Source organism: Candidatus Symbiopectobacterium sp. NZEC151 (assembly GCF_025962655.1).
In the GTDB taxonomy this organism is placed as follows: Bacteria; Pseudomonadota; Gammaproteobacteria; order Enterobacterales; family Enterobacteriaceae; genus Symbiopectobacterium.
The window spans coordinates 25112-51302 of record NZ_JAGFPE010000003.1; the positions used below are offsets into that span (position 1 = coordinate 25112).

Genomic DNA, 26191 nt, shown 5'->3' on the forward strand with positions numbered 1-26191 from the left:
TTATTCATCCTTTTCTGCCATCGGGGCACGCAATAGCCCCGTGATAATCAGTAATGCCAGCGCACCCGATGTGTAGAACCACGGCCAGCTAATCCAGCTCACCATTTGCGCACCCGCAATAGTGGCAAGCGTGCTGGCAAACCGTCCTACACCGTAAAAAGCCGCGTAATCGGTGGCGGGTTGCGCCCCGCGCGACCACCCCAATATTCTGGCGCTCAATGCCACAAAAATGCCGCTCACCGCCGCACCCACCGCTATCGCTCCCGCCATGGCGAGCCACGGCTGACCGAGAACAAAACCGATTGTCATCGCGGCCAATGCCAGCAAGGCCAGCGAAGTGAACGCCATCAGCGCGCCGGAAAGCCCAGCCCGACGCATCAACGGCATAGAGATAACGGCGGTGAGCAGCATTGAGATGGGCCCGAGCGTGCCGACGATCCCGCCGATCTGTTCTATCGGCACATTAAGATCGAGCAGCATCAGGCGGTTCAGTCCCGCAATCGGAAAAATAACGCAGCACGTTAACGTCAATAGTGTGAGTCGCTTGCGCTGTACGGGGTTACGCAGCAGCGCACTTAGGCTCGCGGCGTTCCGGCGCGTAGCGTTCAATGGGCCAGCATGCGGTACCTCTTTCATTAACAGCAGCACCGGTAATACCAGAAGTAACAGAGAGGCCGCATAACACAGGAAGATGACCTTCCAGCCATAGGTGTGAAACAGCGCGACAAACGCGCCGCCGCCAATCATGGCACCTGTCGATAATGCCCCCAGCTTGCAGGCCGCAGCACGCGGTCGCCAGGCTGGGTGAATCCGTTCTACCGCCAGCGCGTCCAGCGCAATATCCATGGTTGCCATGGTGAACGCCACCAAGAGCCCCATCGCGAACAGGATGCCCATGGCAGCGCCTTCCAGCAGCGCCACCATGGCTACCGTCAATGCCGCCAGCACTTGCATAGGCACAACCCACGCAAGCCGAGGCGGCAATAGCGGTGGACGCCAGCGATCCACCAGCGGTGCCCACAGAAAAGCGACGCCCAGCGGCAGATAGAGCGCGTACAGCCACCCGGCGGCCCCCAGACTGATGCCCTGTGCACGCATAATGGCCGGAAAGCCGCCCTGAATGAGCCCCATGGTCATACCGAAGCCGATATACAGCGAGCTAATACCCACCAGTGTGGCTAGCTGTTCACGCGTGCGCGGTGCCTGCGTATCAGTCCGTGTTGCTTGTTCCATTGGCATTACCAGCGATAAGCCAGTGAGGCATACACCACACGATCGTTGCCGTAGTTACAGAAGTTATTGGACAGGCACGTAACATAGCGTTTATCGAACAAGTTATTGACGCTGACCTTGCCGCTTAGCCCGTTAAGCGTTGGCGATCTTTTGCCGAAATCGTAGCTGACTGACGCATCAAACACGGTGTAGCTCGGCGCATCCAAGCGCGTGGCGTTGACGGTGTAAACGTTAGGCGAATATCCCCCCACCGTGCTGCCGACATAGCGCACGCCGCTGCCCACGGTAATCCCCTCTAGTGCGCCGGAGCGGAAGCGATAATCCGCCCAGAGCGAAGCGGTGTAATCCGGAATGCCGATAGGTGCCTGTCCAACATCTGCCCCTAATCCTTTAACTACTTCGGCGTTGGTGTAGGTCAAGGCACCGGTCACATTGATGTTGTCTGTAACCGCCATCTTGCTTTCGAACTCAACGCCGCGTGAGCGCTGTTCCCCGGTTTGGTAGGTGGTGTAAGGGTTGACGGAGGTCACTACATTACTTTGCGTGATATCAAAATAGGCGAGCGTAAACAGCGCGTTGAAATGAGTAGGTTGGTATTTTACCCCCACTTCGCGCTGCTTCGCCGTGGTCGGCTTAAAGGCGCTGCCGCTGGCATCAGTACCATTGACCGGCAGGAATGACGTGGAATAACTGACATAAGGTGCAATTCCCATGTCGAAGTTATAAATCAGCCCGAGCTTACCGCTCACCGCTTCGTCATCCTGCACGCTACGGGTGTCATTCAGTCGGTTATCGGTTCTGGTTCGAATAGTGTCGTAGCGCATGCCACCCACCAGCGTCCAACGATCGATATCGATCTGATCCTGCGCGTAAAAACCGGCCTGATTGGTGTGCTGCTTCTGATTGGTGATGCGCGCCAGCGTCAGGTTGGTCGCCACGCCATACACAGGGTTCAGGAAATCAATGGAGGGTGCACCGCCATAATCCCGAATTTGCGTCCAGTCAGATTGTTGATAATCAAAACCGAATAAGGCCGTGTGATACAAACGCCCGGTATCAAATTCAGCCTGAAGTTGCAGATCGGATGTCAGACCGCGCAGCGTTTCATCCGTTCCGAGCGCATAACGCGAGATAGTATGCCCATCGGCCCCCATGCTGGAGGTCCCTACGCTCTTGGTCACCGTTGAGTGATCGAGATAGCGGAAGTTGTGGCGCACACTCCAGGTGTCATTGATGCGGTGCTCAAACTGATACCCCACCATGCTCTGCTTACGATCGAACTGATCGAACGCCGGATCGCCGTCGTTGAAATTACGGGGAATTTGCCCTGCCGGGCTGGGCCACAGTGAACCGACGGTGGGCAACACGCCGTAGTATCCCCCTTCGGGATCGTGCTGGTAGCTCATATTCAGCGTGAATGAGGTATCAGTATCGGGGATCCAGGTCAGAGAGGGCGCGACATAGACACGTTCTTCTTTGGTATTCACCACCTGCGTGTCCGATTTACGGCCAAGCGCCACCACGCGATAGAGCAACGAGCGATCGTCATTGAGCGGCCCGGCGGAATCCACACCAAGCTGCATCCGGTTATGGCTGCCGTAGAGCATCTCAACCGCGTGCTGCGGCTCGCTGGTAGGCACCTTGGAAATCGCATTGATCAACCCGCCGGGCGTCACACCGCCATACAGCGTAGACGATGGGCCTTTGAGGAATTCAATGCGCTCGATGCCATAGGTTTCAATCTGCGGAATGGCATAGCCGCCGCCGCGCAGCAAACGCAAGCCATCAAGATACTGGTTGCTGTCGGTCGGTGAACCAAAGCCACGAACATAAGGCAAATCATAACGCGATGCCGAACCGCGAACTTCGGCCGCCACGCCCGATGAATAGCGCAGTGCCTGAACCAAACTTTGCGCGCCCTGCGCGTCAGCCTGTTCACGGGTAATCACGCTGACCGACTGTGGTGTTCTCATCAGCGGAGTGTTGGTTTTGGTGCCAGAGGTACTGTTGCTGGCAACATAACCCACAACAGGTCCAAGTCGGCTATTCCCCTGTGCCTGAACCACCATGGTATCGGGCGTTCCCGCTGATGCGCTCCTCGCCGAAGGGGGCAATACATAAATCTGTACCGTGGTTGCATTACTAAAGCGGTAGCCCAGCCCGGTGCCATTGAGCAGGGTTGCCAACGCCTGCTCTGCGCTCAGCGTGCCGCGAACGGGGTTGCCCATAGCGGCCATTTCCTGTTGTTCGCGGAAAACAACTGACAGGCCAGTGATACGACCAATGTCGTTCACCGCCTGAGTGACCGGTTTCGCCGGGAGATTAAAACTAAATTGCTGCGCTGCGTGCTGCTGAACCTGCGCTGCGGCGCTGTTCGCACCGCTAAAGCTGGTCAGTAAAAGGGTGGCGAACAGGTAGCCGGCCTGGTGTGCTCTTTTTTGTTTCATTAAGGAGATCCTTATCTCGTGTCATGAACCGCGAGCGCGTTAATAATAGTAATTATCATTTGCACTCTCACTACGTTCACGAATGAGGAAACGGATCACTGAACCATGAAAATGAACTTTTTAATTAAAAAATCACAACACATTGTAAAATATGAAATTATTATGGCGAGAGAATCACCAGTCGTTCGGTCACTTTGCGCATCTGGAACCCGACACTGGCTTGCAAAGAGGCCAATGCCGCATCACTGTCCGCCAGCGAGAAGCTACCGGTCACCGTTTCATTGGCCAACGCGGATGCTGAGATGAGAATACGCCCAGAACGATAGCGTTCCACCTCACGCACCACATCGGCCAAGCGAGCGCGATAGAAAATATAACGTCCGTCGCGCCAGGCCATTTCGTCTGCAACATTCACGCTGACAGGCGCATGAGTACCGCTGGCGCTAAAGCGCGCCTGTTCGCCCGGCTTCAGCACCGTTGGCGTCATCGCGCTACCGGCTGTCACCGCGACACTCCCCTTTGCCAGGGTTACCAGTGCCGCGTCATCGATCAGCCGTACATCGAATTGTGTGCCAAGCACCCGCACATCACCGGCCGCCGTTGCCACCACAAAGGGCGTTTGCGACGGTGTGACATCAAAAAAAGCGGCACCGCGCAGCAAGTGGACGCGCCGCCCTTGCGGCGTAAACGCTACGCTGAACGCGCTATCCGCATCCAGCAATAGCCGCGAGCCATCTGCCAGCGTTACGTCACGACGTTCGCCCTTGCTCGCCACGTGGCTCGCCGTCACATCCTGCATCCAGTAGGGATTTTCCAACCAGAGAACCCCTGCCATCACCAACGCACAACAGGCACTGGCCGAGACCAGCCACCGCCTTGCGCGTTGATGGCGTTTTGCCTGCTTGATTGCCGTGAGATAAACCGCCAGGGCTTCAGACTCCTTTTCCGCCAGTCGCTTGCCCGGTGCCGCAGTGGCCTGCCACACCGCCTCGACTGCGCGATAGGCGTCATCGTGGGCGGGATGACTCTGTCGCCACTGGTCACAGGCGGCACGCTGAGCGCGCGAAGGATTATCCCGCAGAGAAATAAACCAGTCGCGCGCTTGTTCGCGGATCTGCGTCTCAGTCGGTGTCATCGTGCTCGCCTCCTATGCGCGCTTCGCAGGCAGCGACGGCCCGCGCCATGTGTTTTGCCACCGCACGGGATGAAATGCCCATCACCGTAGCGATTTCCGAGAAGCTGCGTCCATGAACCCGATTGAGCAAAAAGATATGCCGCGTTTTTTGCGGTAAGGCAGCCAGGATTTCATCAATGTGATGGATGTTCTGCTGTGCGGAGACAATCTCTTGCGGCGACTCGGCTTCCTCAGCATAGTGCTCGGGCAGCACACCCTGAAGGTAATCCGCTTTGGTTTTTTCCGCTCGCAAATGGTCAATTGCCGCATTACGCGCACAGCGGGTGAGGTACGCGGCAGAGTCGCCCTTCCACTCAACCGCCTTTTCCCACAAGCGCAGAAAAATATCCTGCACCAAGTCGCTGGCGATATTACGGCACCCCACCCGACGCCGGATCTGCCGTTCCAGGCGCTCATGCTCTGTGAGGTATAACGCGGCGAGATCCTTGCTTTTGTCGGTCATGACATCGAGCCCCGAACGGTAGTAAAAACAGTGCCGAACCGCGCAAGGATCCTGTGCCACAAGGCGGGAAGAATGGGCTGAACGGACGGCAATTATTGCTGATGTTATCAACCGTTTCCAGCAAATAAAAATGATAATCAATGCATTACGTTAAGTACGGTTATCGCTTTGGTGGTTTGCAGTGGAGATATGCATTGCATGGGATTATCCTACACTTAGTGGTGAAAACACGCACAGGAATCCCATTTACCGATCAAATGACGCGAGATTACGTTATGGAATTAAAGGATTATTACGCCATCATGGGCGTAAAATCGACTGACGATCTCAAGACCATCAAGACCGCCTATCGTCGATTGGCCCGCAAATACCACCCGGATGTCAGTAAAGAGCTCGACGCCGAAGCACGGTTTAAAGCCGTGGCTGAAGCGTGGGAAGTGCTGAGTGATGAACAGCGGCGAGCAGAGTATGACCAACTGTGGCAACACCGTAATGATCCGCAGTTCACTCGGCAGCCGCAACATGAAAGTGACCAGCGCTATAAGGCTGAAGACGTTGACGATCTTTTCTCCTCTATCTTTGGTCAACATGCACGCCAGTCACAGCAATCCCGCGCAGCCCGTGGTCATGACATTGAAATCGAAGTCGCAGTATTCCTCGAAGAAACCCTTAGCGAACACAATCAAACCATCAGTTACAGGCTACCGGTGTATAACGCCTTCGGCATGGTAGAGCAGGAAATTCCCAAAACGCTCAATGTGAAGATACCGGCAAGCGTGGGCAACGGTCAGCGCATTCGCCTTAAAGGCCAGGGAACACCGGGTGAACACGGTGGGCCGAATGGCGATCTGTGGTTGGTTATCCATATTGCACCGCACCCGCTGTTTGATATCGTGGGCCACGATTTGGAAATTGTCGTCCCGCTTGCTCCTTGGGAAGCAGCACTGGGCGCAAAAGTCACCGTACCGACACTGAAAGAGAGCATTCTGCTGACCATCCCTGCGGGCAGTCAGGCAGGTCAACGGTTACGTATCAAAGGTAAGGGGCTTATCGGTAAACACCATACCGGCGATCTGTACGCTGTGATAAAAATCGTGATGCCACCGAAACCGGATGACAGCACCAGCACCCTGTGGCAACAGTTGGCAGACGCCCAACCATCCTTTGATCCTCGCAAAACATGGGGGAAAGCATAATGTCGACAGTAACCATCACCTTTACCGTTACTGAGTTTTGCCTGCATACCGGCGTTTCGGAAGATGAACTGAGTGAAATTGTCGGCCTGGGAGTGATTGAACCTCATGAAGATGAACACTCATGCTGGCAATTTGACGATCGTGCAGCCGCGATTATGCAGCACGCCCTACGTTTAAGAAGAGAGTTAGCGTTAGATTGGCCCGGTATCGCCGTAGCCCTGACATTATTGGAAGAGAACGCACAGTTGCGCCTAGAAAATCGACGGCTGCAACAGCGTCTGTCCCGCTTTATTACACACACCTGAGCGGTATCAACACGCTAAAGAAAACGCAAAACAAAGGGGCCGGCCTTCGCCTGCCCTTTTGCACACAATGAAGCGCTTTATGCTATAACTATGGCTATCAGTGCTTAATAAAGGGATGCTGCATCTTGTCACAGCCAAAATTTATTAGCGCAATTATTTTCATTGTGATTCTGACCACCAGCATTTTTACCAGTTTTATTGTTAATGAGTATCTCGGGCTCAGAAGCTATATGGGATATATTGCGGAGAATGGCAAATCTGCGCTATTTCATGAAGAATATATTAACCAAAATATTGCCTTCCGCCTCTCCAGGGCGTTTTCGCCTTCAGCATCCGTTATCGATAACAAAGTGAACATACCGCATGATATCTGTCAGTATGCCGAGTCAGTGGGCGAAACCTATGGTTTGAACTTACTGAAACAGACTTTGCCTACGCTCAGTGGAACGTTACAGACACGCAACCCGGAGTGCGCGGACTGGAGCCAGGATGTTGCCGCACTGGCAAATATTCAGGAGTATGAAGCGGGTGCCTCCTCAACGTACAGTTTCTCGAACTACACCGGTTATACCTTCAATAACGTCAGATATTATATCGACTTGATCAATAACTACATTTATATCAATCGACTGGTCGATACCCAGCGCTATACTTTTAATAACTGGCTGGTCAGCAATGATGGTCGCATTGATATTGACCGCAGCGCGCTGACAATAAATATCGATGCAACTGCATTAAATGATTTGCATAATGGCAATAATATTGTCTCACACATTTACCGCGACGGTTATACCGAAAAAAACATCATCAGTATGCTGACACCCGTTTTTCAAAACAATACAATTAAAGGCGTTATCGTTACCGATATTAATATCAGCGATCTGGCAACGTCATTTTATACCGCTGAACGTCCATTATTGTGGCGGTTCCTTTCACTCTATGTCACAGACAATACAACCGGTGATAACATTGTTTTCCACCGTCCCGCACTGCGTTCTGTGGCGCTGATCAGCCACCAGGAAAAAATCACTCGTTACTATACCTTGCATATCAAACTGGATGGGATCTATATCGTCCTTAATATGTTATGGCTGATTGCGCTTTACATGCTCAGCACCTGGTTACTCTGCCGCTATGCCAGACAGCAACTGGTTCGCCACCAGTCTCTGTCGCGAGATAATGTGACTGATGCCATGACAGGACTGTATAACCGTAAAATAATGACCCCCGTGCTCGATAAAAAGGTTCAGGCGTTGATCAACAGAGATATTTCAGTAACGGTCGCGGCGGTGGATATCGATGGATTAAAGAGAATTAATGATACCCTTGGTCATCATCTGGGCGACAAAGCGATCCAGTTTTTGGGTAAGGCGCTGGCGCACTCTATTCGCAAAAGTGATTACGGCATTCGGTTGGGTGGCGATGAGTTTTGCCTGATTCTGATTGATTATAACCTGACGACATCACAGGATGTCATTGCGCGGGTTTATAGCAATCTGGCAGAAACCGATAAAGAAAAATTGACGGCGTTTTCTTACGGTATTTATCAATTACGTCCCGGCGACACGTTAGATACTGCATTATTAAAAGCAGACGATTTACTGTACCAACACAAACGCAATAAATACACACCGCGATAATACCGCCCTGCACTGCCCGGAAATACGGGTTTATGCGGATAAGTCGGGGCGCAAAATGCTCGCCCCGACCTGGCATTCACGCCTTAGAGCGATTCACCGTTGGTGGCGATAACATCCTGATACCAATAGAAACTCTTCTTACGGTAGCGGGCCAGCGTGCCGTTACCGTCGTTATCCTGATCGACATAAATAAAACCGTAACGCTTGTTCATTTCTGACGTCGATGCACTGATAAGATCGATGGGTGCCCAAGAGGTATAGCCCATCAATTCCACCCCGTCTTTCACCGCTTCTTTCATCTCTTTCAGGTGCGACTGGAAGAACGCGATACGGTAATCATCGTTCACCTGATGATTTTCATCGATCTGATCCACAGCGCCCATGCCGTTTTCCACCACGAACAACGGGATCTGATAACGATCGTACATATCGTTGAGCGCAATCCGCAGCCCAACCGGATCGATCTGCCAGTCCCATTCGGTGGTTTTCAGGTAGGGGTTCTTCACGCCACCGGCAATGTTACCGCCCACTTTATCCATCTTGTCGGCGTTGACGCTGGTGACCAACGACATGTAGTAGCTGAAAGAGAGGAAATCCACCGTATGCTGTTGCAGGATCTCTTCGTCACCCGGCAGCATGTCGATATGAATGCCTTTTTCCGCGAAACGGCGCGTCATGTGGCGCGGATAACGTCCGCGAATCTGCACATCACTGAAGAAGTAGTTGAGCTGGTTTTCACGGTATGCCAGCAAAATATCTTCCGGCGCACAGCTTTCCGGGTAGGTCAGCAAGCGCGTCAGCATGCAGCCAATTTTTGCTTCCGGGCAAAGACGACGACAATGTTTTACCGCCAGCGCACTGGCAACAAACTGGTGGTGCAGCGCCTGATAAATCACGGTTTCGATCTCATCATTCGAGAAACGCTCCGGCACAATCCCGCCAGTGGTAAACGGGTGACGGATGATGCTGTCGATCTCATTGAACGTGAGCCAGTACTTCACTTTCTCTTTATAACGCTCCAGCACGGTAACAGCGAATTTCTCAAAGCAATCCACCGTTTTTCTGCCATTCCACCCGGCAAAATTGTTGACCAGATAGATCGGCATTTCGTAATGAGACAGTGTTACCAGCGGCTCAATACCGTTGTTGCGCAGTTCATCAAACAGTTCGTCATAGAAGCGTAGCCCCTCTTCATTCGGCTGCTCTTCAATCCCAGTGGGAAAAATACGTGTCCAGGCAATGGAGACGCGCAGCACCTTGAAGTTCATCTCGGCAAACAGGGCAACATCTTCACGAAAACGGTGATAAAAATCGATACCGCGGCGTTTAGGGTACGGGCTGGCGTCAGTAGCGGCGATAGCATCGGCAATCTGCTCGTCGGTGATTTTATAGTGCTTTTCATACTCTTCACGCTTCAGATTCTTTTTGTGAATCGCCATGTCTGCCGTGGAGAGCCCTTTGCCTCCCTCATTCCATCCGCCTTCCACCTGATTGGCCGCCACTGCGCCGCCCCACAAAAAACCTTTTGGAAAACCGGTAATTGCTGAATCTTTCATATTTTCTCTCCCATTGATGGTTAAACGGTGGCGCTAAACAGGGTCATTAATGTGTTGCTGTTATTTACGCGATGTTGTTCGGTGGCTGAAATCGACTGATAGTCATCGGTGTTGGCAATCACCACGGGCGTTGTCACATCGAAGCCTTTGGCGATCAGCGCCTCAAGATCGAAGGTCACCAGCAGTTGCCCGGTGGTCACACGATCCCCTTCATTGACATGGCTGGCAAAATGCTCACCGTTGAGCCGCACCGTGTCGATCCCGACGTGCACCAGCACTTCCACGCCATCATCAGAGGTGATCCCGATGGCATGTTTGCTGTGGAACAGCTTCGATACCACGCCGTTCACCGGCGACGTCACTACGCCCTCAGAGGGGAAAATCGCAATACCTTTGCCCATGATTTCACTGGCGAAGACGGCATCTTTCACCGAGGTGAGCGGCACGATAGTGCCATTGAGCGGTGCCGCCAGCGTGATGCCCGGTAACAGACTTTGGCTGCTGGCCGAGGTCACGGGGGTGGATGCGACGGTATTCTGCGGCGCGGCCTTCGGTTGTTCTCCGAGTGACTCATCGAAGCCCAGCAGGTAGGTCAATAGGGCCGAGAGCGTGAACGACATGCCGATACCAATCAGGTAATAGGCAAACGTGGTGGTCATAAAGGCTGGCAACGTGGTCAATGCCGGGAACACATAGGCCATAACCGTGGTGCCCATCGAACCGATAAAGCCACCCGCGACCGTCCCGGCAATCAGCGATGCCACCAGTGGGCGCTTATATTTGATAGAGATACCGTAGACGATAGGTTCGGTCACGCCAGCAAACAGCGCAGGCACCATGCTGGACAGGGCAAAGGATTTCAGCTTTTTGTCCTTGGCTTTCAGGAACACGCCGAACGCGGCTCCCGCCTGAGCAAAGGTCGCTGCGGCCGTCGCCGGTTTAATGGTGTCAAAGCCGCGCAGCGCCAGGTTATTGAGCATCACCGGCACCATGCCCCAATGCAGGCCAAAGATCACCAGCAGCGTCCAACCACCGCCCAGGATCGCCCCGGTCAGCATGCCGCTCACGCCATTCATGTAAGCGATGCCCGCACCGATACCGTCCCCGAGGTAGACACCAATCGGCCCGACGGCAATAACAATCACCGGCACCATGATCAGCATCCCCAACATCGGCACGGCCACCATCTCGATGCTTTGGTGAATCAGGCGTTTTAACAATCGCTCCAGATAGGAGTAGGCCCAGATAGCCAGTATCGCCGGGATCAGCGTGGAGGAATATTTCATCAACACCACCGGAACCCCGAGAAACTCAACAATATCCCCCTGCTTTGCCATCAACCCGGTAAACGTCGGTTCCAGCAACGCACCGACAATCGCCACAGAAACAAACGGATGCGCATTGAACGCCTTGGCACAGGAAAATGCCAACAGCAGCGGCAGGAAATAGAACACGCTGTTGCTCGCTGCTGCCAGAATCTTATAGGTACTGCCTGCGGTATCAATAAAGTGGTAGGTCGACAGGATCACCAGAAACGCTTTCAGCATCCCGGCACCGGCCAAGGCGGGCACAATCGGCACCAAGATAGAGGACATTTTATTGAAAAGACGTCCGACAAGATTGCCTTTCTTGCCATCGGCTTCACCTTCACTGTCCGAGGAGGCATCACCTTTAATGCCAAACTCGTCCACCAAAAGGCGATACACGGTGGTGACGTCATTGCCAATCACCACCTGATATTGGTTATTACTTTCGACGGCCAGAATAACGCCATCGAGTTTATCCAATGCTGCTTTATTAAATTTTTTGCCATCTTTTAGGGAAAATCTTAAGCGAGTAATACAGTGAGTTAAAGAAACAACGTTCTTTTCACCACCAATAAGCTCCAGTATTTCCCCGGCAAGTAAACGAAAATTACTCATGGGCTGACCTCGATAATAGTCATCGTCGTATTTTTATTACAGAATGAATAAGCAGCTATTTAAGCGCTTGCAGTAAACCCCATCGTGAGAACGGTCTTTAAAATTTTATTTCCTCACATGTTCAATATGTATAGAAAGAAACATCATTTCATCATCGGTTAACGAACGGCCATAATCATGGCTAATAAATTTATTCACCCGTTTAGCACATTCATAGGAGGCAGAATATTTTAACGCCACAACGTCATGCAACGAACTGTCATCGCTGGTGACATAAGTATTACTCAGCAAGCGATGCGCGAAAAATTTCAGGTGAGTAACAAACCGTTGAAAATTTATTGAGTCTTCTTCATATTCGATTTTGAAATGGTATTTAACAATATTCAGAATATCCTGAATCACTTTCGACACCGCTTTTATATCCGGCATAGCGCCGTCTTTCTGCGAGTTCAGCAGATGCAGGGCAATAAATCCGGCTTCGTCTTCAGGCAACGCCACGTGGAGTTGGGCATTAATTTCAGCAATCGCCCATTGGCCGATAGTAAACTCATTGCGGTAGAGGCGCTTGATATCCCACAGCAGCATATTTTCGACATAAGTACCCTGCCGGGTTCTTTCGATAGCAAAACTCAAGTGGTCGAGCAAAGAGGCATAAACGCTCTTGTGAATTTTTCGGTCAAGTTTGCTGGTCGCCTGCTTAACGATATCGAGAACGATATTAAACAGCGCATCAGGAACATCCTTAAACGCCTCGCTGGTTTTATCGATGCTGTTCTCTTCATCGAGACGAAATATTTTTTGAATACAGGCCTCATCGACCAGGTCATCGGTTTTTTTGTTAAAACCAACGCCTTTTCCAATAACAACGCACTCCTTGCCGCTAAAATCGCGTGCAACGATGACATTGTTATTCAGAACCCGTTGTATTCTCATATTCCACCCAAAAAAAAAAGGCAAAACGTAAAAGAGTCTTTTATCTCTTTTAGGTTTTGCCTGTTATTCAAACAGTAACAATCCATGCCTGAGAATACACCATAACCCGGTATACCTTGCAAGCGGGGGATGTTTGATTTTCGTTTTATTGTGATGATTATCACGCATTAACAAAACATTCACAACGCCCCACCGCCAGCATAAAATGTGGAAACAAAAACATCCTTGTCGCAGTGTTTTCCGCGCTCAACGTGGGTCGAGCAGTGCTAACCGATCCCGAATCTGTTCCCGCCAGGTGCTCGACAAGGTTTCAATCTGATAAACCGCTTCCAGCGCCTCACGGTCGGCGGCCAGATCGAAAAGGATATCCTGCACGCGATTCAGCGGCCATTGACCGTAAGGGCGTTCCAACAGCTCAAACGTGGCCCCCGCGTAAACCTCGCCCTCCTGCAACACGCGATAGAACCAGCCGTTGCGGGATTGCGCGTGCATCAAGGCCGGTGCGGCATCATCTTCCAGTCGTCCCGCCATGGTATTACAGGCAATCCGCCCCCAGGATACCTGAAGCAGAGCCGTACCCACTTTGAAGATGTCACCGGCGCACACGCTCTGTTCGGTCATCCCCTGCGTGGAAAAGTTTTCACCAAAAATGCCCGGTGCGTCGAATAGCGCAGCGCGATCGGGGTACTTAGCGCGCCAGAAAGCATAATGTTCCCACGCATAGTGTAATAACGCACAGTCCGGATCCGGGTAGTAGGTTTTATCCCCCTGCTCGGTTTCCAGGCCGTGAGAATGAATCCAGGCCCGCTCGCTAAACACCTTCTTCTCATGGGGGGGCGTTGTTGATGTCGCATTGCACAAAATACGGGATAACGTTGCTGTGTGTTCCATAACGCGTTCACGTTCCATAAAATCTCCACCCTCAATGCAGGTGCTCCCCAGCACGCCGGGGAGCAGATAATCAGAACTTGTAGGCAATTCCCGCCCAGAAATTGCGCCCTTGCTCAATGAACCCGTCGTTATAGGCATACTCGGTATCGAACAGGTTATTGACCGAAGCATTGACGCTAACGCCACGGCCGACATCGTAATCCGCACGCAAATTGGTCACGGTGAAGCCAGCAGCGCGCTGTTTCGCGTCACTGCTGTTGTAAGCCGAGGAGCGCGCCTCCTGCGACAGGGTGAAGCTTAAGGGTTCCCAAGGCTTGAAGGTCATCCATGCCACCAGCGTGTGCGTCGGCAAATCAGTCACTTTACCGACTTCATCCTGTTTCACATCAGCATGAATCAGGCCGTAGCTCAGGCCAAGATCCAACATCTCGGTCACTTGTCCTTTTACACCGAGATCCAGACCGGTGTAGTCCACACGCCCGCTGTTACGGTTTTGCAGGGTATTGGCATCAATGGTATGCCCCAGAATCGCATCATTGACGCGGTTATAATAGACGCTGACATCATAGCCCCAGTCGCGGGTAAAGGTGCCGTTCCAGGTCACATCAACCGTTTGCGCCCGTTCTGGATTCAAGTGCGGATTGACCAGCACCGTCTGGCCGTTATAGGCGGGTTTCGAGGTGGTGTAACGCTCTTTGAGCGTAGGGAAACGTGTGCGATCCGAGAAAGAGAGCGACAGCGTATCTTCATTGGCGAAGTGATATTTGGTCATCAACTGCCAGTTAAAGGCATTCTGGCTATTGTTGGCGTAATGGGTAATATCGCCGTTTTTCTCGTGTTTCATACCCTGACGGCTGTCGCGCCAGTCATAGCTGATACCGGCGACTACGTCGAGGTTATCGGCCGCAGCCCATTGGTATTCACTCGCCAAAGACCAGGTGCGATCTTTGTAGCGGTCAAACGGCGCATCGACAGCGCCCCGTTCCCGGTGCACATCATCCTTCCAGTTCACGGCAAACGAGAGCAAATCACGGGTGCGGATATCGGCGGCAAGTTGCAGCCCGGCTCCGTTAGTAAAATCGGAGTAATGGCTGTAGTTCCCTTTACGGTTCTTCAGATCGGCCAGTGATTGATACATCAACAGCGTATTTTCGAAGGTATCGCGATAGAGACGGCTCTTCAGGGTGTAGCGATCGCCAAGCTGCGTAGTGCCCTGATAGTAATAGCTCTCTTTGTCATACTGCGGCCAGTGCCAGTAACGAGATTTCTGGTCAGGATTTGTACCCGTGTAGGGCGGGTTCTCTTTGCTACCGTCCTGATTGATATAGGTAAACACGTATTCGTCGTTTTCGCGCGGGGTAAAGCCCACTTTGACGATCCCACGTTTATCATCCGCTGCGGAGTTAATCATCTTGCCATTCTGACCGGCAACCGGATTGTCTACGCTGCGCGGCAGACCAAGGAAATCCTGTTTTACCCGACTACCGCTGAGCTGAATATAGCCCGTGTCATTACTGGCGCCCAGGGATGCCTGGGTGTCGAAGGCGTTAGTTTTGCTGCGGCTCCAGCCCTGACGATATCCCACGCTGGCTTCCAGCGGTTTGGTCGGTTTTTTGCTGGTAATATTGATGGCACCGCCCATCTGGTTCGGGCCTTGCAGCAACGACGAATAGCCTTTGGACACTTCCAGCGACGCCAGATCGGAGGTGAGGAAACGCCCTAAATCCAGATTGCCGTCATAAGGAACATAGACCGGTACGCCGTCAAAATAGACCGGCACCTGGCGGCTATCAAAGCCGCGTACCTTGACCTGTTGCTCATTACGTCCGCCGGATTTTTGCAACACCACGCCGGGCACCACGCTCAGCGCCTGCGCCACATTACGTTTATCCAGCTTTTGTATGGTTTCCTGATTAAGCACCGTGGTGGTAGCCGCAGGCACCGGGCTCGACCACACGGTCATGGTATCGCTTTCCAGCCCAGCAACAGCGTTATGCGCGAAAGCAAGCGACAGCGCGGTGTAAAGATAATTTCTCTTAAATCTCATTGTTATTATGTCCTTTTCTATTTTCACTAACGCGGCGAGTCTGGCTCCAGACGCACCTTGATATCCGCTGGCGGCGCGTAATAGGGCGCCGAGGTCACAAACAGCGTGATGCCACAATCGAGATAATCCGGCAGGGTGGCGAGCGTAATGCCGCCGGTCAGCGCCAGCGTGCAAGCAGGCGCGAGCGTGGGGGCGAGGCGGGCAATGTTCGCCGCCTGCTCAGGGGTAAATTTGTCGAGCTGTATGCAGTCAGGTGCCGCACGCAGCGCCGCCAGCGCCTCGTCCGGCGTATCCGCCTCTACCACGATCTTTCTTTCCGGCGCATGGCGGCGCAGTTGGCTCACCATGGCAGGCCAGTCATCGCCGTTTGCAAGAAAGCGGCGGTGATTGGCAAACAGCAGGATGGTTTCACTGCATCCGGCGCGATGAATCAACCCGCCAGCGGCCTGCACCGCCTGGGTAGCGAGCAGCTTGGTGCCGGGAATCATTTTGCGCGTACAAGCGATGTGCCCGTCAGGATGGCGCTGGCGCAGCAGGTCCAGCATGCACGCCAGATAGCCAGACACGCCGCAACTCCATTCCAGTACATTCTGCACCGCCTTCCATCCCTGATGCAGCGCCGCCGCCGAGCCGCTGGCACACAGCAAGGTCTGCCCGGCCACCACGCGTTCGCCGTCATTCACCGAGGCGGTCACACTCACCCCAAGTGACGTGAGCATCTGCCGCGCAGCGGCAATCCCGCTGGCACAACCGCCCTGCCGATGAAAAAAGGTGATATGTCCCGGCTGCCCACCAATACCGAGCGCCTGGGTCGTCAGATCGCCCCCCTGAATATCCTCCAGTAGCCAAGCGTCAGTGAGTGCCTGCGGAAGGAAAATCATGATGTTGCCCCGAGCGGCACGCTGTCCCAATAGATCAACGCCCAGTCACGACTCGGTGGCGAAATCGTGCTGACATTCTGCTGTTGATACCAACGGTAAAGCCGCTCACGCTCGTCATCGCTGAGTGTGCCGAAGCTCCATTTCACGTTCTCTTCGAAGCGTGCATAAGTACTGTTATCCTGCTGGCAGTTGGGTCCACGGATAAAATCGACTTGTGCATAAATCCCCATTTGATACAGCACATTCAGGGCATAGATATAGTTAGGCAGTTCCACCACCTCGCGTCCTAACGCCCGCTGAATCACCGGCGACATAAACGAGGTGCTGACCAGATGCGTGGTGTACACGCGCAGCCGTGCCTGCCGGTTCAACTTCTCCATAGCCTGCCGCATATCGGCCACCAGCGTCGAACGCGACGCCACCGCGATATCGCACACCGGCAGTGCGTCCCACTCCTCTTCCCAGGCACGGCGCACCCAGGTCACGTTATCCGCACCTTGCTGTCGCGCGCGGCGCTCTGCCACCTCCAGCATGCCCGTGCTGTAATCCACGCCGTACACCGTCTCCAGGTTATCCGCCAGCGCCAACGCTACGGTGCCCGGACCGCACCCCATATCAAACAGCGACTGCGCACCGCGCAAGTCAATCTTTGCCACCAGTTGTTGCAGGTAGCTGTCCTGGGGCGAAGCACAATTCTCCGCCATCTTCTCCGCCCGCTTATCCCAGTGGTCGGGCGTTTTTTCGGTGCGATGGGCCAGCGCCAGTTGCTGGCGGTAAAGACCTGCAAAATCAATGTCATCAATCAGCATTGCTATCCCTTATCAATGAGAGCCATACAAATGGCGGTGAATCTGCGCCGGGGTTACCCGGTACAACGCGGCGAGCCTGTCGGTGTGCAATTGTTCTGCGGGAGCGCCTTGAGTCACCCGGCCATCGGGCTCCACCATCACCACGCTGTCGGCAATTGCGCGTGCATGAAGAGGATGGTGTGTCGCCATCAACAACGTCATCCCCTGCTGTTTCAGCGCCACCAGCGTTTCCAACAGATCGATTTGGTGACCAAAATCCAGGCTGGAAGCCGGTTCATCCAGCAGTAACAAGCGTGGCTTTTGCGCTAACGCTCGGGCAATCAGCACCAGTTGCCGTTCACCGCCGCTCAGCAGGTTCCAACGACGCTCGGCCAGATGGGCGATCCCAAGCGCAGTGAGCTGCTGCACCGCCGCGTCTCGTTCGCGCTGACCGGGCACGGCAAACGTGCTCATGTGCGGCGTCAACCCCATCATCACCATATCGAGCACGCTAAACGCGAATGCGCCTTCGTGCGCCTGCGGCACCCAGGCCATCACGCTGGCGCGCTGCGCATCTGAATAGCGGTGCAAAAGGGTATCGGCCAGCACAATCTCGCCGGAAAGCAGCGGCAACACGCCAAGAATGGCGCGCATTAACGTGGTTTTCCCGCAGCCATTGGCGCCCAGCAAACAGCAGGCACTGCCCGCGGGTAGGGAAAACGCCACATCGCGCAATACCGTGCGGCGGGCATAACCGACCGTGGCCTGCCGCACCTCGAGCAGCGACATCATCGGCCCCCTCGTAACAGCAGCAGCAGGAAGAACGGCGCACCGATAAAGGCGGTTAGAATGCCGAGTGGAATTTCAGTGGCACTCAGGGCGCGCGCCAGCGTATCGGTCAGCAGCAGCAAAATGGCACCGATGCTCATGGCAACCGGCAACAAACGCTGATGATTGTTGCCCGTCAGCAAGCGGCCAATATGCGGCACCACCAGCCCGACCCAGCCGATAACGCCCGCGACGGCTACCGCGCTGGCCGTCATCAGCGTGGCGCACACAATCAGCCCCATGCGCAAGCGTGTGACATTAATTCCCAGCGCACGAGCTTCATCATCTGCCAGCGTCAGCAGGTTCATGCGCCAGCGCAGCAGCAGCAACGGCAGCATGCCCAGCAGGATGATCGGTGCACACAGGTCAAGATCGGCGCGCGTCACCGTGGAAAGTCCACCGAGCAGCCAGAAGGTGATGGAGGGCAACTGGGTATAAGGATCGGCGAGGGTTTTGATCAGCGAGATCCCCGCGCCGCACACCGTTCCCAGCGCAATGCCGACCAGCACTAACGTCAACACCGGATCGTGCCGCGTCACCTGTCGGGTGATCAGCCAAACCCCCGCCACCACCAGCAATCCACCGGCAAATGCCAGTAACTGGATCAACAGCAGCGGCAAGCCCAGCCAAATCGCAACGCAGGCACCGAGGCCCGCCCCCGCCGCCACGCCGAGAATATCGGGTGAGACCAGCGGGTTACGAAACATCCCCTGATAGGTAGTACCCGCCCCCGCCAGCGCAGCGCCAATCAGCAACGCCGCGGCGATGCGCGGCAGGCGGATCTGCCAGAACACGATCTGATCTTGCGGCAAATGTCTGTCAGGGCTGAAAAGCAGTCCGATCACTTGATGAAGGCTTAAGGGATAAGCGCCGGAAAACACCGCCAGCGCGATGCACAGTAGCGCCAGGGTGCTCAACAGCGTAAACAGGGTTGCCGTTCTCATTGCGCGTTAACGATTCGGTTAAACTGAGCCTCGCTCAGCGGCGCATGCCAGAACAGCGTGGCAAAACGCATCATGTCAGCCTCAAAGGAACGTGCCACGTCCTTGTCCAGCCAGGCGTGCAAGCGTCGCAAGCCGAGCAGCCGATTGATGCCCGGCGGCGCATCCAGCCAGCCAAACGGCAAGCCGCTAAGAAACAGGATGCGTTTTTGCGCCACGGCCTTCACCCCCTGCCATACCGGATCGTGAGTCAGCGTGTGCAAGGTCGCTGCCTCCTGCACCAAAATTATGTCTGGCTGCCAGGCCAACAGGTTTTCCAGCGACACCTGCGCCAATCCCTGACGTCCCGGCAGTTGCGCGACATTTCTCAACCCCAGCAGTTCGGCCGCTTCCGTGTGCAAGGAGCCGGCCAGCCCGGTTTCCAACCCGCTGGCACCGCGCGCCGCGTAAAAGCGCACGTTAGCGGCATCCGAGTGGGCGAAGGACTGCGCCTCCTCAATAAACTGACGTGCCAGTTCCGCCTGCGGTTCGGTGCGAAACGCTACGCCAAACGCGTTCCCGATCGCCTGTAACTGCTGCGGCGTGCGTGCCAGCGTGCCATTGATCAGTAACCACGGGGTTTGCGTTTGGCTGCTGATGCGTTGCGCTTGTGAAGTCCAGGTTTCATCCGCATTGCCACAGTCAACAATCAGGTCAGGTTTCAACGCGAGCAGTTTCTCCAGCGACAGCGTGGTCGCACGCCCCGCCAGACGGCCCAACTTGGGTAAACGGGTAATCGCTTCCGGCAGCAGATCGTTGCCCGTTTGAGAGAAATCGAAGGACGAGAAACCCAGCAATTTTTCCGGTGCCGCCGCCATCAGCAACAAATCGGCAGGTGCGCCCGCGCTGATCACACGCTGAATATGTTGCGGTGCGGGTAAGCTTCCCACCGTAAACGTCAGGGCCTCGGCGGAAAAGGCGGGCCATCCCCGCAGTAACCCTGCGGCAGCCACCGCCTGAAGCAGGCGTCGTCGTGTCACTGGCATAACATCATCCTGAATACGCAATATTTCGTTATATATTTACACACATAACGAAATGTTCGTTGCTCAATGTCAACATTTGCTAACTCAGGTAATCATTCACTGCGTAACTTTTCAGATTGCGCCGACGCTCAAATACGAGAAATAGCACTACACTCGAGGGGCCGTACTTAAGCTAATATCTTGGAAAATAAATATAAAAGAGGGTAGTTATGGCATGTTATCAATGGCGTACACGCGCCGTAATGGCGACACTGATTGCGGTATCCGTCAGTGCCTGTGTACCAATGCAGCGCCAACGCGCCGCCTACACAGATCTTTGCCAGAGTGAGTACCCTTTCAAGGTGCCGGGCCCGCAGGGGGAAACCACCCTGACACTCGAAACTTATCTCTACGATCATGCGATTTCCTATGCTCCTTCCCGCTATACGCAAGCGTTGTTCTCCATTCCTTACGTGAATGGACCGGAAGCCAAACCGGAGTTTTATGTTCAACTGATCGCCTATAACAAAAACCGCCAGCGCCCTTCTCGCCCCGGTAAAAAAGGTGAACCTGCCATCCCGGTGCTCTACGACAGCCGACAGGCTTATGTCACGCTGGAAGATGGCACTCGGGTGAATGCGCGGCCAGAGTTGTTTCTCGGTATGCTCACCTACGATTTCCCGATTCCCGATATGAAATACGCGCGCCAATCCCCTTACGATATCAACAGTGATGAAGTGCACCGCCGTATCCCGAAACTCACTAACAACGATGATTACGGTTCGGTCTATGTGATATTCAAAACGCCACGCTTCACGGAAAACGCCAAGTGGATCATCCATTTAGGCGAAATGACGGTGGCAGGACAAAAAGTGGCGATTCCGCCGATGCCTTTGTGTTATCACCCTCAGAAAGAGTGGATAGGCATTGAACCGCTGATGCGCCCGTAGACTTCAGGCGAAACGAGTGAATACCATGCGCGTGGAGAATCCGCTTGAACAGAACAAGAATAAATATTATATACAATAAGTTACTGCAAACACCCTAGGCCGGATCATGAAAAAAGAAGAGTATTGTTATCGCATACTGAAAGCGTATTCGCTGATTGTCGATTTTGACGGTGAACCACACCGCATCAATGTTCCCAGCCCTATCGACGCTGATGAGACTCTCGCACAATGGCGCTCACGAGTGCTGGGCCCGGACGCCACAAACGTTGTTTTCTACCAACCCACCCAGTCAGCACCCAATACTCGCATATCCACATTGCAACAGCGCGCCAGTGCAGACCACGTTGAACGGATGTTCAAATCGTTAGCGAAGGCGAAGGATGAGAGAGCAGAAAAGAAGACGCTTGATAAAGTCGAGAAAGAAGTGACTGAGGTGAAAAAGCAACTCATCACCTTCCCACGCGATACGCTGGAAGATGTGGTGGAAACCTTTGGTGATCGGCTGGAACCTTCGGTAATCGAGTTTTTCGACCGTTTTCTTGAGGATACAGGAGAACACATCGACACGGAAAGCTTGCTGAAAGAACTTATCTCGACTTACAACAGCGCAGCAAAAGCATTCAGAGAAAAGAATCAATAATCCCTCAGCGCGTAGGCCCACGAAACGCCCGACGCCATTCGCTCGGGCTCAGGTTAAAACGGGCCTTGAAGCGCTGTCGGAATGAAATCGGCGAAGCAAATCCCGCCATGTGAGCCACCACCTCGACGCTATGATCGCTGCTTTCCAACAGCATCTGGCTGCGCTGCAAACGCTCTGCGGTCAGCCACTCGCCCACCGTCATGCCGGTCGCCTTGATAAAGTGGCGGGTAAAGGTGCGGCGACTCATGCTGACAAAAGCCGCCAGCGCATCCAGAGAGTGCGGCTGGTCGAGATGGCTGCGCAGGTAATCCAACAGCGTATTAATATGCGTGTCACGCGTGGTTTCCGGCACCGGGCGTTCAATAAACTGTGCCTGCCCGCCATCCCGATAAGGGGGCACCACCATGCGACGCGCCACGCGATTTGCCAATGCACTGCCACAGTGGCAACGGATAATATCCAGACAGCAATCAATCCCTGCGGCCGTCCCAGCCGACGTGATCAGGCGATCGTCACGGGTGTACAGCGCATTGCTGTCCAGTTGCACATCAGGAAAACGGCGGCTGAAATCGCGCTCAAACTCCCAATGGGTGGCTGCGCGTCGCCCTGCCAATAATCCGGCATAGGCCAGTACGTAAGTACCCAGGCACAGCCCCACCACTTCCGCACCGCGCTGCCAGGCGCGAACCAGCGCCGCCAGCAGCTCGGGCGCAGGTTTCTCATCCGGATGATGCCAAAATGGAATGATAACAATATCTGCCGTTTCCAACAGAGCCAGACCGTGCTCCACATCAATGGAAATTCCGCTGTCCGACTGCACCCTTCCCGGCGTTAGTGCACAAATCTTCATCTCAAACCGGCCCGCCTCTGGCAATGCCTTGCCGAAGACCATGCTGGGCACAGAAAAATGAAATGGGCTGAATCCTTCAGTGGCAACAATGGCAACGCGTAACGCGGGCATAGGCGATTTCCTGTGACATATCGGTTTACTGACAGTGGGCCTTTGCCGTCACCCACGCATTCAAAGTGAAAGCATTTCCCCATCGTCGGGTATCAACACGCGTTGTTCGATGCCATTTTCCCGGCAATATTCACGCAGTTCGGCACGGCTAAGCAGGCAATGGTTCACTGCCTCCATGTGTGAGGCCACGACCGTGCTGTGCGGTAACAGCTCAAGCGTTCGACTGGCATCCTCTTTTCCCATAATAATCGGGCCAAAGCCATCCACGGTAGCGCACCCGATATTCAGCACCACCACCTCGGGTTGGTAACGTTGCAGGCTGTCGACATAAGGGGGAGCCCATACGGTGTCGCCAGCAATATAAAGGCGCTTTTCCTTCGCGCTGTCAAACACCAGACCGCTGGTCTCCCCCATGCGTGTCGCCAGATCCGGGTTGGCATAGAGGGCATCGCTGCCATGCTGTCCGCCAGTTTTCCAGAGCGTGATACCAGCCAGGGTATTCTCCTGTGCCAACACCTGCACCTGTGAGAATCCCTGCGAGCGAATCAATGCGGCATCCTGTGCATTCTGGGTGTAGATCGGCATCGCCTTGGGGATATGGCGTTGGGCGGCCTCATCCCAATGATCGGGATGGGTGTGCGTCACAATCACCGCATCCACGTCCAGCAGTTCCTCTAATGACAGCGGCAGCGACACCAGCGGGTTGCGCAGCCAGGAACGGGCGGTTCCGGCAAAACCGGCCCAGGCCTCTTTTTCCGCCAGCATAGGATCGATCAGGAAAGTCGCTCCGGCATAGTCCACCTTCAGCGTAGCGTTACGAATTTGCGTCAATTTCATGGAAAACTCCCGTGGATAACATCCAGTAAGACAGTGTGAGCATCGATGGTTTGCAGTGTAAAGTGCACAGAGAAAACGCATAAGTTGCCCGCAGGTCATTGATCGATGAAAATGGGACAATCTGATTGATGCAGCGTCGTCGCGTGATTTTTTCAATCCCCATAAAGGCGTATTTTTATGATTAAACGCCAGTTTTAATTAAAAACCTCTACTCAAATTAATAATTCCGTTCACGCTGAATGCGCACATAAATCAATTATTCCCTGAGGTGGACATGATAATTTAACCTCACCTTTCCACGGTGTAGTCACATGCCAAATAATAAAGAAAAGAGCAATGAGCGAAAAAACAAGAAAACGCTGGCAGCGCCGTCCCGGTACTACGGGCGGTAAATTGCCATGGAATGACTGGCGTAACGCGTCAACCTGGCGCAGAGCGACGCAGATACTGTTATTGGCCATCAATATCTATATCGGCGTGACCTTCTATTTCTGGGTGCGCTATTTTGAAACGGGCGGGGCCAGCGTTTATCTGCCCAGACCCGGCGGTATCGAAGGGTGGTTACCGATTGCCGGACTGATGAATATCAAATATCTGTGGGAAATGGGGCGTCTGCCACCGATTCATGTTGCCTCGATGCTGCTGCTGCTTACTTTTATTATCACTAGCCTGCTATTGAAAAAATCATTCTGTTCCTGGCTTTGTCCCATTGGAACATTTTCAGAATTGATTGCTGCCATCGGCAAAAAAATATTTAAACGACACTTCACACTGCCAACATGGCTGGATATTCCGCTGCGCGGTTTGAAATATCTGCTATTAGGTTTTTTTCTTTATATTGCGTTATCCATGCCGGCACAGGGCATTTATATGTTCCTGATGTCTCCCTATGGCCTGATTGCCGATGTCAAAATGCTCGGTTTCTTCCGTAATATTGGCAATATCACCCTGGGCGTTATTATTGGCTTCACCGTTATCAGTCTGTTCGTTCGACATTTCTGGTGCCGCTATCTCTGCCCCTATGGCGCACTGCTGGGCCTGTTTTCGCTGTTGTCGCCGGTAAAAATCCGTCGTGACGTCAACAGCTGCATCGACTGCGGAAAATGTGCCAAAGCGTGCCCATCTACTATTCCCGTCGATAAGCTCATTCAGGTAACAACCGCCGAATGTAATGCCTGCATGACCTGCGTCGAATCCTGTCCGGTAGCATCAACGTTAAGCTTATCGCTGTTGAATGCCCCGCGCTCACCGGTAAAAAGCGAAGACGCACATCGCCCCCTGTGGCAGAGGGCAGCGCTGTCCGGCGCGATGATGACTTTCCTGATTCTCGGCATCCTTTTCGCCACCGTTGGCTTCGCCATGTTGATCGGCGGCTGGGACAGCCCTATCCCCGAACAGATGTACTTCAAGCTTATTCCTGGCTCACAATCCATCGGTCATCCCTAGCCTCAATATCCCTAATCCCCCTTAAAACAGGGGGAATCTCCCTTCAGTAAGCATCGCGCAAAGATTGTTTTACCGTCTGATTAATAAGGACAATTTCACGTAATAAAAGATGAACAAATATTAATGTTACGTCACTTGCGATGTTTGATAATAAGTCTCATTATTGCTTTCGTTATCATCATGGCCGCTCAAGAATTAGCCATGATTTCTTTGGCTGCGAATAAAGAGAACCTTCCCATGAGAAACATGAAAGCAAAATTTCGTTCTTTCCTGCGCGATGAGAGCGGCGTCACCGCCATTGAATACGGCATTCTGGCGGCGGCAATGGCAGCAGCGATTGGCGCCATTTTTGGCGGCGATGGCATCTTTGTGAAAGCACTGAATGAGAAATTCAGCGCTATCGCCGATCAGATCACCAGCGCTGGAACCAGCGCGGGTGGCGGTGCAGCCTCCGGCGCGAAATAAGCACCAGATGGCGGTCAACGCACAGTGGCTGCAAACGGCGCTGCTGCTGGGGTGTCTGGCGTGGTGTATCAGTACCGACCTGTTAGTCCGGCGCATCGCCAATCGGGCGGTAGTGATTTTACTGTTGGGCTGGTTGCTGTTCGGCATCACGGATGTGGTACGACTCGGCGGAGGAAACAACGCCGCGTTACAGGGAATGTTGTGGGCGCTTCCGGGTGCCGCAGTGGTACTGGTGGTCGGGTTTATCCTGTTTCTCACCGGGCGGTTAGGTGCTGGCGATGTCAAGCTGATGAGCGTGCTGTGCCTGTGGGTAGGCTCGGGTCATCAGATCGTTTTTGTGCTGGTAACGGCGCTGGCGGGAGGGGTTCTGGCGCTCACGCTACCGCTGTTCAATACCGTTCCCACCGCCGTGGCACTGGGCATACAGGCAACCAACCGGCTGTTTAACAGCCGATTACCGCTACCTCCCGCACTGCCCGCCGATCTTTCTCAAGGCATACCCTATGGCGTCGCCATTGCCTTTGGTGCGATGTATGTCCTTATTTTTCCATTGTTTTAAATTCCATCTTTTAGATTCAATGGTTTTAAATTCGATGGCTTTAGATTCGATGTTTTTAAATCTGAACGTTTTAATCCGTCGCAA

24 protein-coding genes are annotated in these 26191 nt (G+C 53.7%); 8 read left to right on the forward strand and 16 right to left on the reverse strand.

Features of this window, described 5'->3' with window-relative positions; genetic code table 11:
* The 4 genes from J5067_RS10965 to J5067_RS10980 all read right to left on the reverse strand — a co-directional run bounded on the left by J5067_RS10965 (position 1) and on the right by J5067_RS10980 (position 5317).
* Positions 1 to 1233, reverse strand: a complete 1233-nt coding sequence (locus J5067_RS10965) for an MFS transporter (protein ID WP_264651122.1) — start codon at positions 1231 to 1233, stop codon at positions 1 to 3.
* Positions 1234 to 1238: 5 nt separating this feature from the next.
* Entirely contained in the window at positions 1239 to 3680 is a 2442-nt protein-coding gene (locus J5067_RS10970) for a TonB-dependent siderophore receptor (protein WP_264651123.1), read from the reverse strand.
* A gap of 160 nt (positions 3681 to 3840) precedes the next feature.
* Entirely contained in the window at positions 3841 to 4815 is a 975-nt protein-coding gene (locus J5067_RS10975; RefSeq protein ID WP_264651124.1) for a FecR family protein, read from the reverse strand.
* On the reverse strand, positions 4802 to 5317 hold the full coding sequence (locus tag J5067_RS10980; protein ID WP_264644200.1) for an RNA polymerase sigma factor: 516 nt from the start codon (positions 5315 to 5317) through the stop codon (positions 4802 to 4804). Before J5067_RS10980 ends, J5067_RS10975 begins: the two co-directional genes overlap by 14 nt.
* 275 nt (positions 5318 to 5592) lie before the next feature.
* Here J5067_RS10980 and cbpA point away from each other — a divergent pair, with 275 nt between their 5' ends.
* From cbpA to dgcJ, 3 genes are all read left to right on the forward strand, one after another.
* A complete protein-coding gene (gene cbpA, locus J5067_RS10985) occupies positions 5593 to 6513 on the forward strand; it encodes a curved DNA-binding protein (RefSeq protein WP_264644199.1) in 921 nt (306 codons plus the stop codon).
* Positions 6513 to 6818, forward strand: a complete 306-nt coding sequence (cbpM, locus tag J5067_RS10990) for a chaperone modulator CbpM (protein ID WP_264644198.1) — start codon at positions 6513 to 6515, stop codon at positions 6816 to 6818. Before cbpA ends, cbpM begins: the two co-directional genes overlap by 1 nt.
* A gap of 125 nt (positions 6819 to 6943) precedes the next feature.
* Entirely contained in the window at positions 6944 to 8458 is a 1515-nt protein-coding gene (gene dgcJ / locus J5067_RS10995) for a diguanylate cyclase DgcJ (protein ID WP_264651125.1), read from the forward strand.
* 83 nt (positions 8459 to 8541) lie between these two features.
* Here dgcJ and J5067_RS11000 read toward each other — a convergent pair whose 3' ends face one another.
* The 10 genes from J5067_RS11000 to J5067_RS11045 form a co-directional block, all read right to left on the reverse strand.
* Positions 8542 to 10014, reverse strand: a complete 1473-nt coding sequence (locus tag J5067_RS11000) for a glycoside hydrolase family 1 protein (RefSeq protein ID WP_264644196.1) — start codon at positions 10012 to 10014, stop codon at positions 8542 to 8544.
* Between the two features lie 20 nt (positions 10015 to 10034).
* Entirely contained in the window at positions 10035 to 11936 is a 1902-nt protein-coding gene (locus tag J5067_RS11005; protein WP_264651126.1) for a beta-glucoside-specific PTS transporter subunit IIABC, read from the reverse strand.
* A gap of 105 nt (positions 11937 to 12041) precedes the next feature.
* Complete coding sequence (licT, locus tag J5067_RS11010) at positions 12042 to 12869, reverse strand: BglG family transcription antiterminator LicT (protein ID WP_264644194.1); 828 nt, start codon at positions 12867 to 12869, stop codon at positions 12042 to 12044.
* Positions 12870 to 13115: 246 nt separating this feature from the next.
* Positions 13116 to 13778, reverse strand: coding sequence for an MOSC domain-containing protein (locus J5067_RS11015; RefSeq protein ID WP_264651127.1), 663 nt, complete (start codon positions 13776 to 13778; stop codon positions 13116 to 13118).
* Positions 13779 to 13830: 52 nt separating this feature from the next.
* Positions 13831 to 15807, reverse strand: a complete 1977-nt coding sequence (locus tag J5067_RS11020; protein WP_264651128.1) for a TonB-dependent siderophore receptor — start codon at positions 15805 to 15807, stop codon at positions 13831 to 13833.
* A 26-nt stretch (positions 15808 to 15833) separates the two neighbouring features.
* Entirely contained in the window at positions 15834 to 16688 is an 855-nt protein-coding gene (gene modD, locus J5067_RS11025) for a ModD protein (RefSeq protein ID WP_264651129.1), read from the reverse strand.
* Positions 16685 to 17497 carry a class I SAM-dependent methyltransferase gene (locus J5067_RS11030; protein ID WP_264651130.1) on the reverse strand — a complete coding sequence of 271 codons (813 nt, stop codon included), beginning with the start codon at positions 17495 to 17497 and terminating at the stop codon, positions 16685 to 16687. Before J5067_RS11030 ends, modD begins: the two co-directional genes overlap by 4 nt.
* Positions 17498 to 17509: 12 nt before the next feature.
* Complete coding sequence (locus J5067_RS11035; protein WP_264651314.1) at positions 17510 to 18265, reverse strand: ABC transporter ATP-binding protein; 756 nt, start codon at positions 18263 to 18265, stop codon at positions 17510 to 17512.
* Positions 18265 to 19248, reverse strand: a complete 984-nt coding sequence (locus J5067_RS11040; protein ID WP_264651131.1) for an iron ABC transporter permease — start codon at positions 19246 to 19248, stop codon at positions 18265 to 18267. The genes J5067_RS11035 and J5067_RS11040 overlap by 1 nt, the downstream gene beginning before the upstream one ends.
* A complete protein-coding gene (locus tag J5067_RS11045) occupies positions 19245 to 20270 on the reverse strand; it encodes an ABC transporter substrate-binding protein (RefSeq protein ID WP_264651132.1) in 1026 nt (341 codons plus the stop codon). The genes J5067_RS11040 and J5067_RS11045 overlap by 4 nt, the downstream gene beginning before the upstream one ends.
* 209 nt (positions 20271 to 20479) lie before the next feature.
* On the opposite strand from J5067_RS11045, the gene J5067_RS11050 reads away from it, so the two are divergent.
* Together J5067_RS11050 and J5067_RS11055 are read left to right on the forward strand one after the other, a co-directional pair.
* Positions 20480 to 21199 (forward strand): hypothetical protein, encoded by a 720-nt coding sequence (locus J5067_RS11050; protein WP_264628208.1) that lies wholly within the window; start codon positions 20480 to 20482, stop codon positions 21197 to 21199.
* Between the two features lie 106 nt (positions 21200 to 21305).
* Complete coding sequence (locus J5067_RS11055; RefSeq protein ID WP_264628207.1) at positions 21306 to 21839, forward strand: hypothetical protein; 534 nt, start codon at positions 21306 to 21308, stop codon at positions 21837 to 21839.
* Positions 21840 to 21843: 4 nt separating this feature from the next.
* Here the strand turns inward: J5067_RS11055 and J5067_RS11060 are convergent, their stop codons facing one another.
* On the reverse strand, positions 21844 to 22800 hold the full coding sequence (locus tag J5067_RS11060) for a GlxA family transcriptional regulator (protein ID WP_264644186.1): 957 nt from the start codon (positions 22798 to 22800) through the stop codon (positions 21844 to 21846).
* Between the two features lie 60 nt (positions 22801 to 22860).
* On the reverse strand, positions 22861 to 23637 hold the full coding sequence (locus J5067_RS11065; RefSeq protein WP_264651133.1) for an MBL fold metallo-hydrolase: 777 nt from the start codon (positions 23635 to 23637) through the stop codon (positions 22861 to 22863).
* A gap of 336 nt (positions 23638 to 23973) precedes the next feature.
* On the opposite strand from J5067_RS11065, the gene J5067_RS11070 reads away from it, so the two are divergent.
* From J5067_RS11070 to J5067_RS11080, 3 genes are all read left to right on the forward strand, one after another.
* Positions 23974 to 25083 carry a 4Fe-4S binding protein gene (locus tag J5067_RS11070; RefSeq protein WP_264651134.1) on the forward strand — a complete coding sequence of 370 codons (1110 nt, stop codon included), beginning with the start codon at positions 23974 to 23976 and terminating at the stop codon, positions 25081 to 25083.
* 237 nt (positions 25084 to 25320) lie between these two features.
* Positions 25321 to 25548 carry a Flp family type IVb pilin gene (locus J5067_RS11075; RefSeq protein ID WP_319801676.1) on the forward strand — a complete coding sequence of 76 codons (228 nt, stop codon included), beginning with the start codon at positions 25321 to 25323 and terminating at the stop codon, positions 25546 to 25548.
* 7 nt (positions 25549 to 25555) lie between these two features.
* On the forward strand, positions 25556 to 26107 hold the full coding sequence (locus J5067_RS11080) for a prepilin peptidase (RefSeq protein WP_222159633.1): 552 nt from the start codon (positions 25556 to 25558) through the stop codon (positions 26105 to 26107).
* The last annotated feature ends 84 nt before the right edge of the window (positions 26108 to 26191 follow it).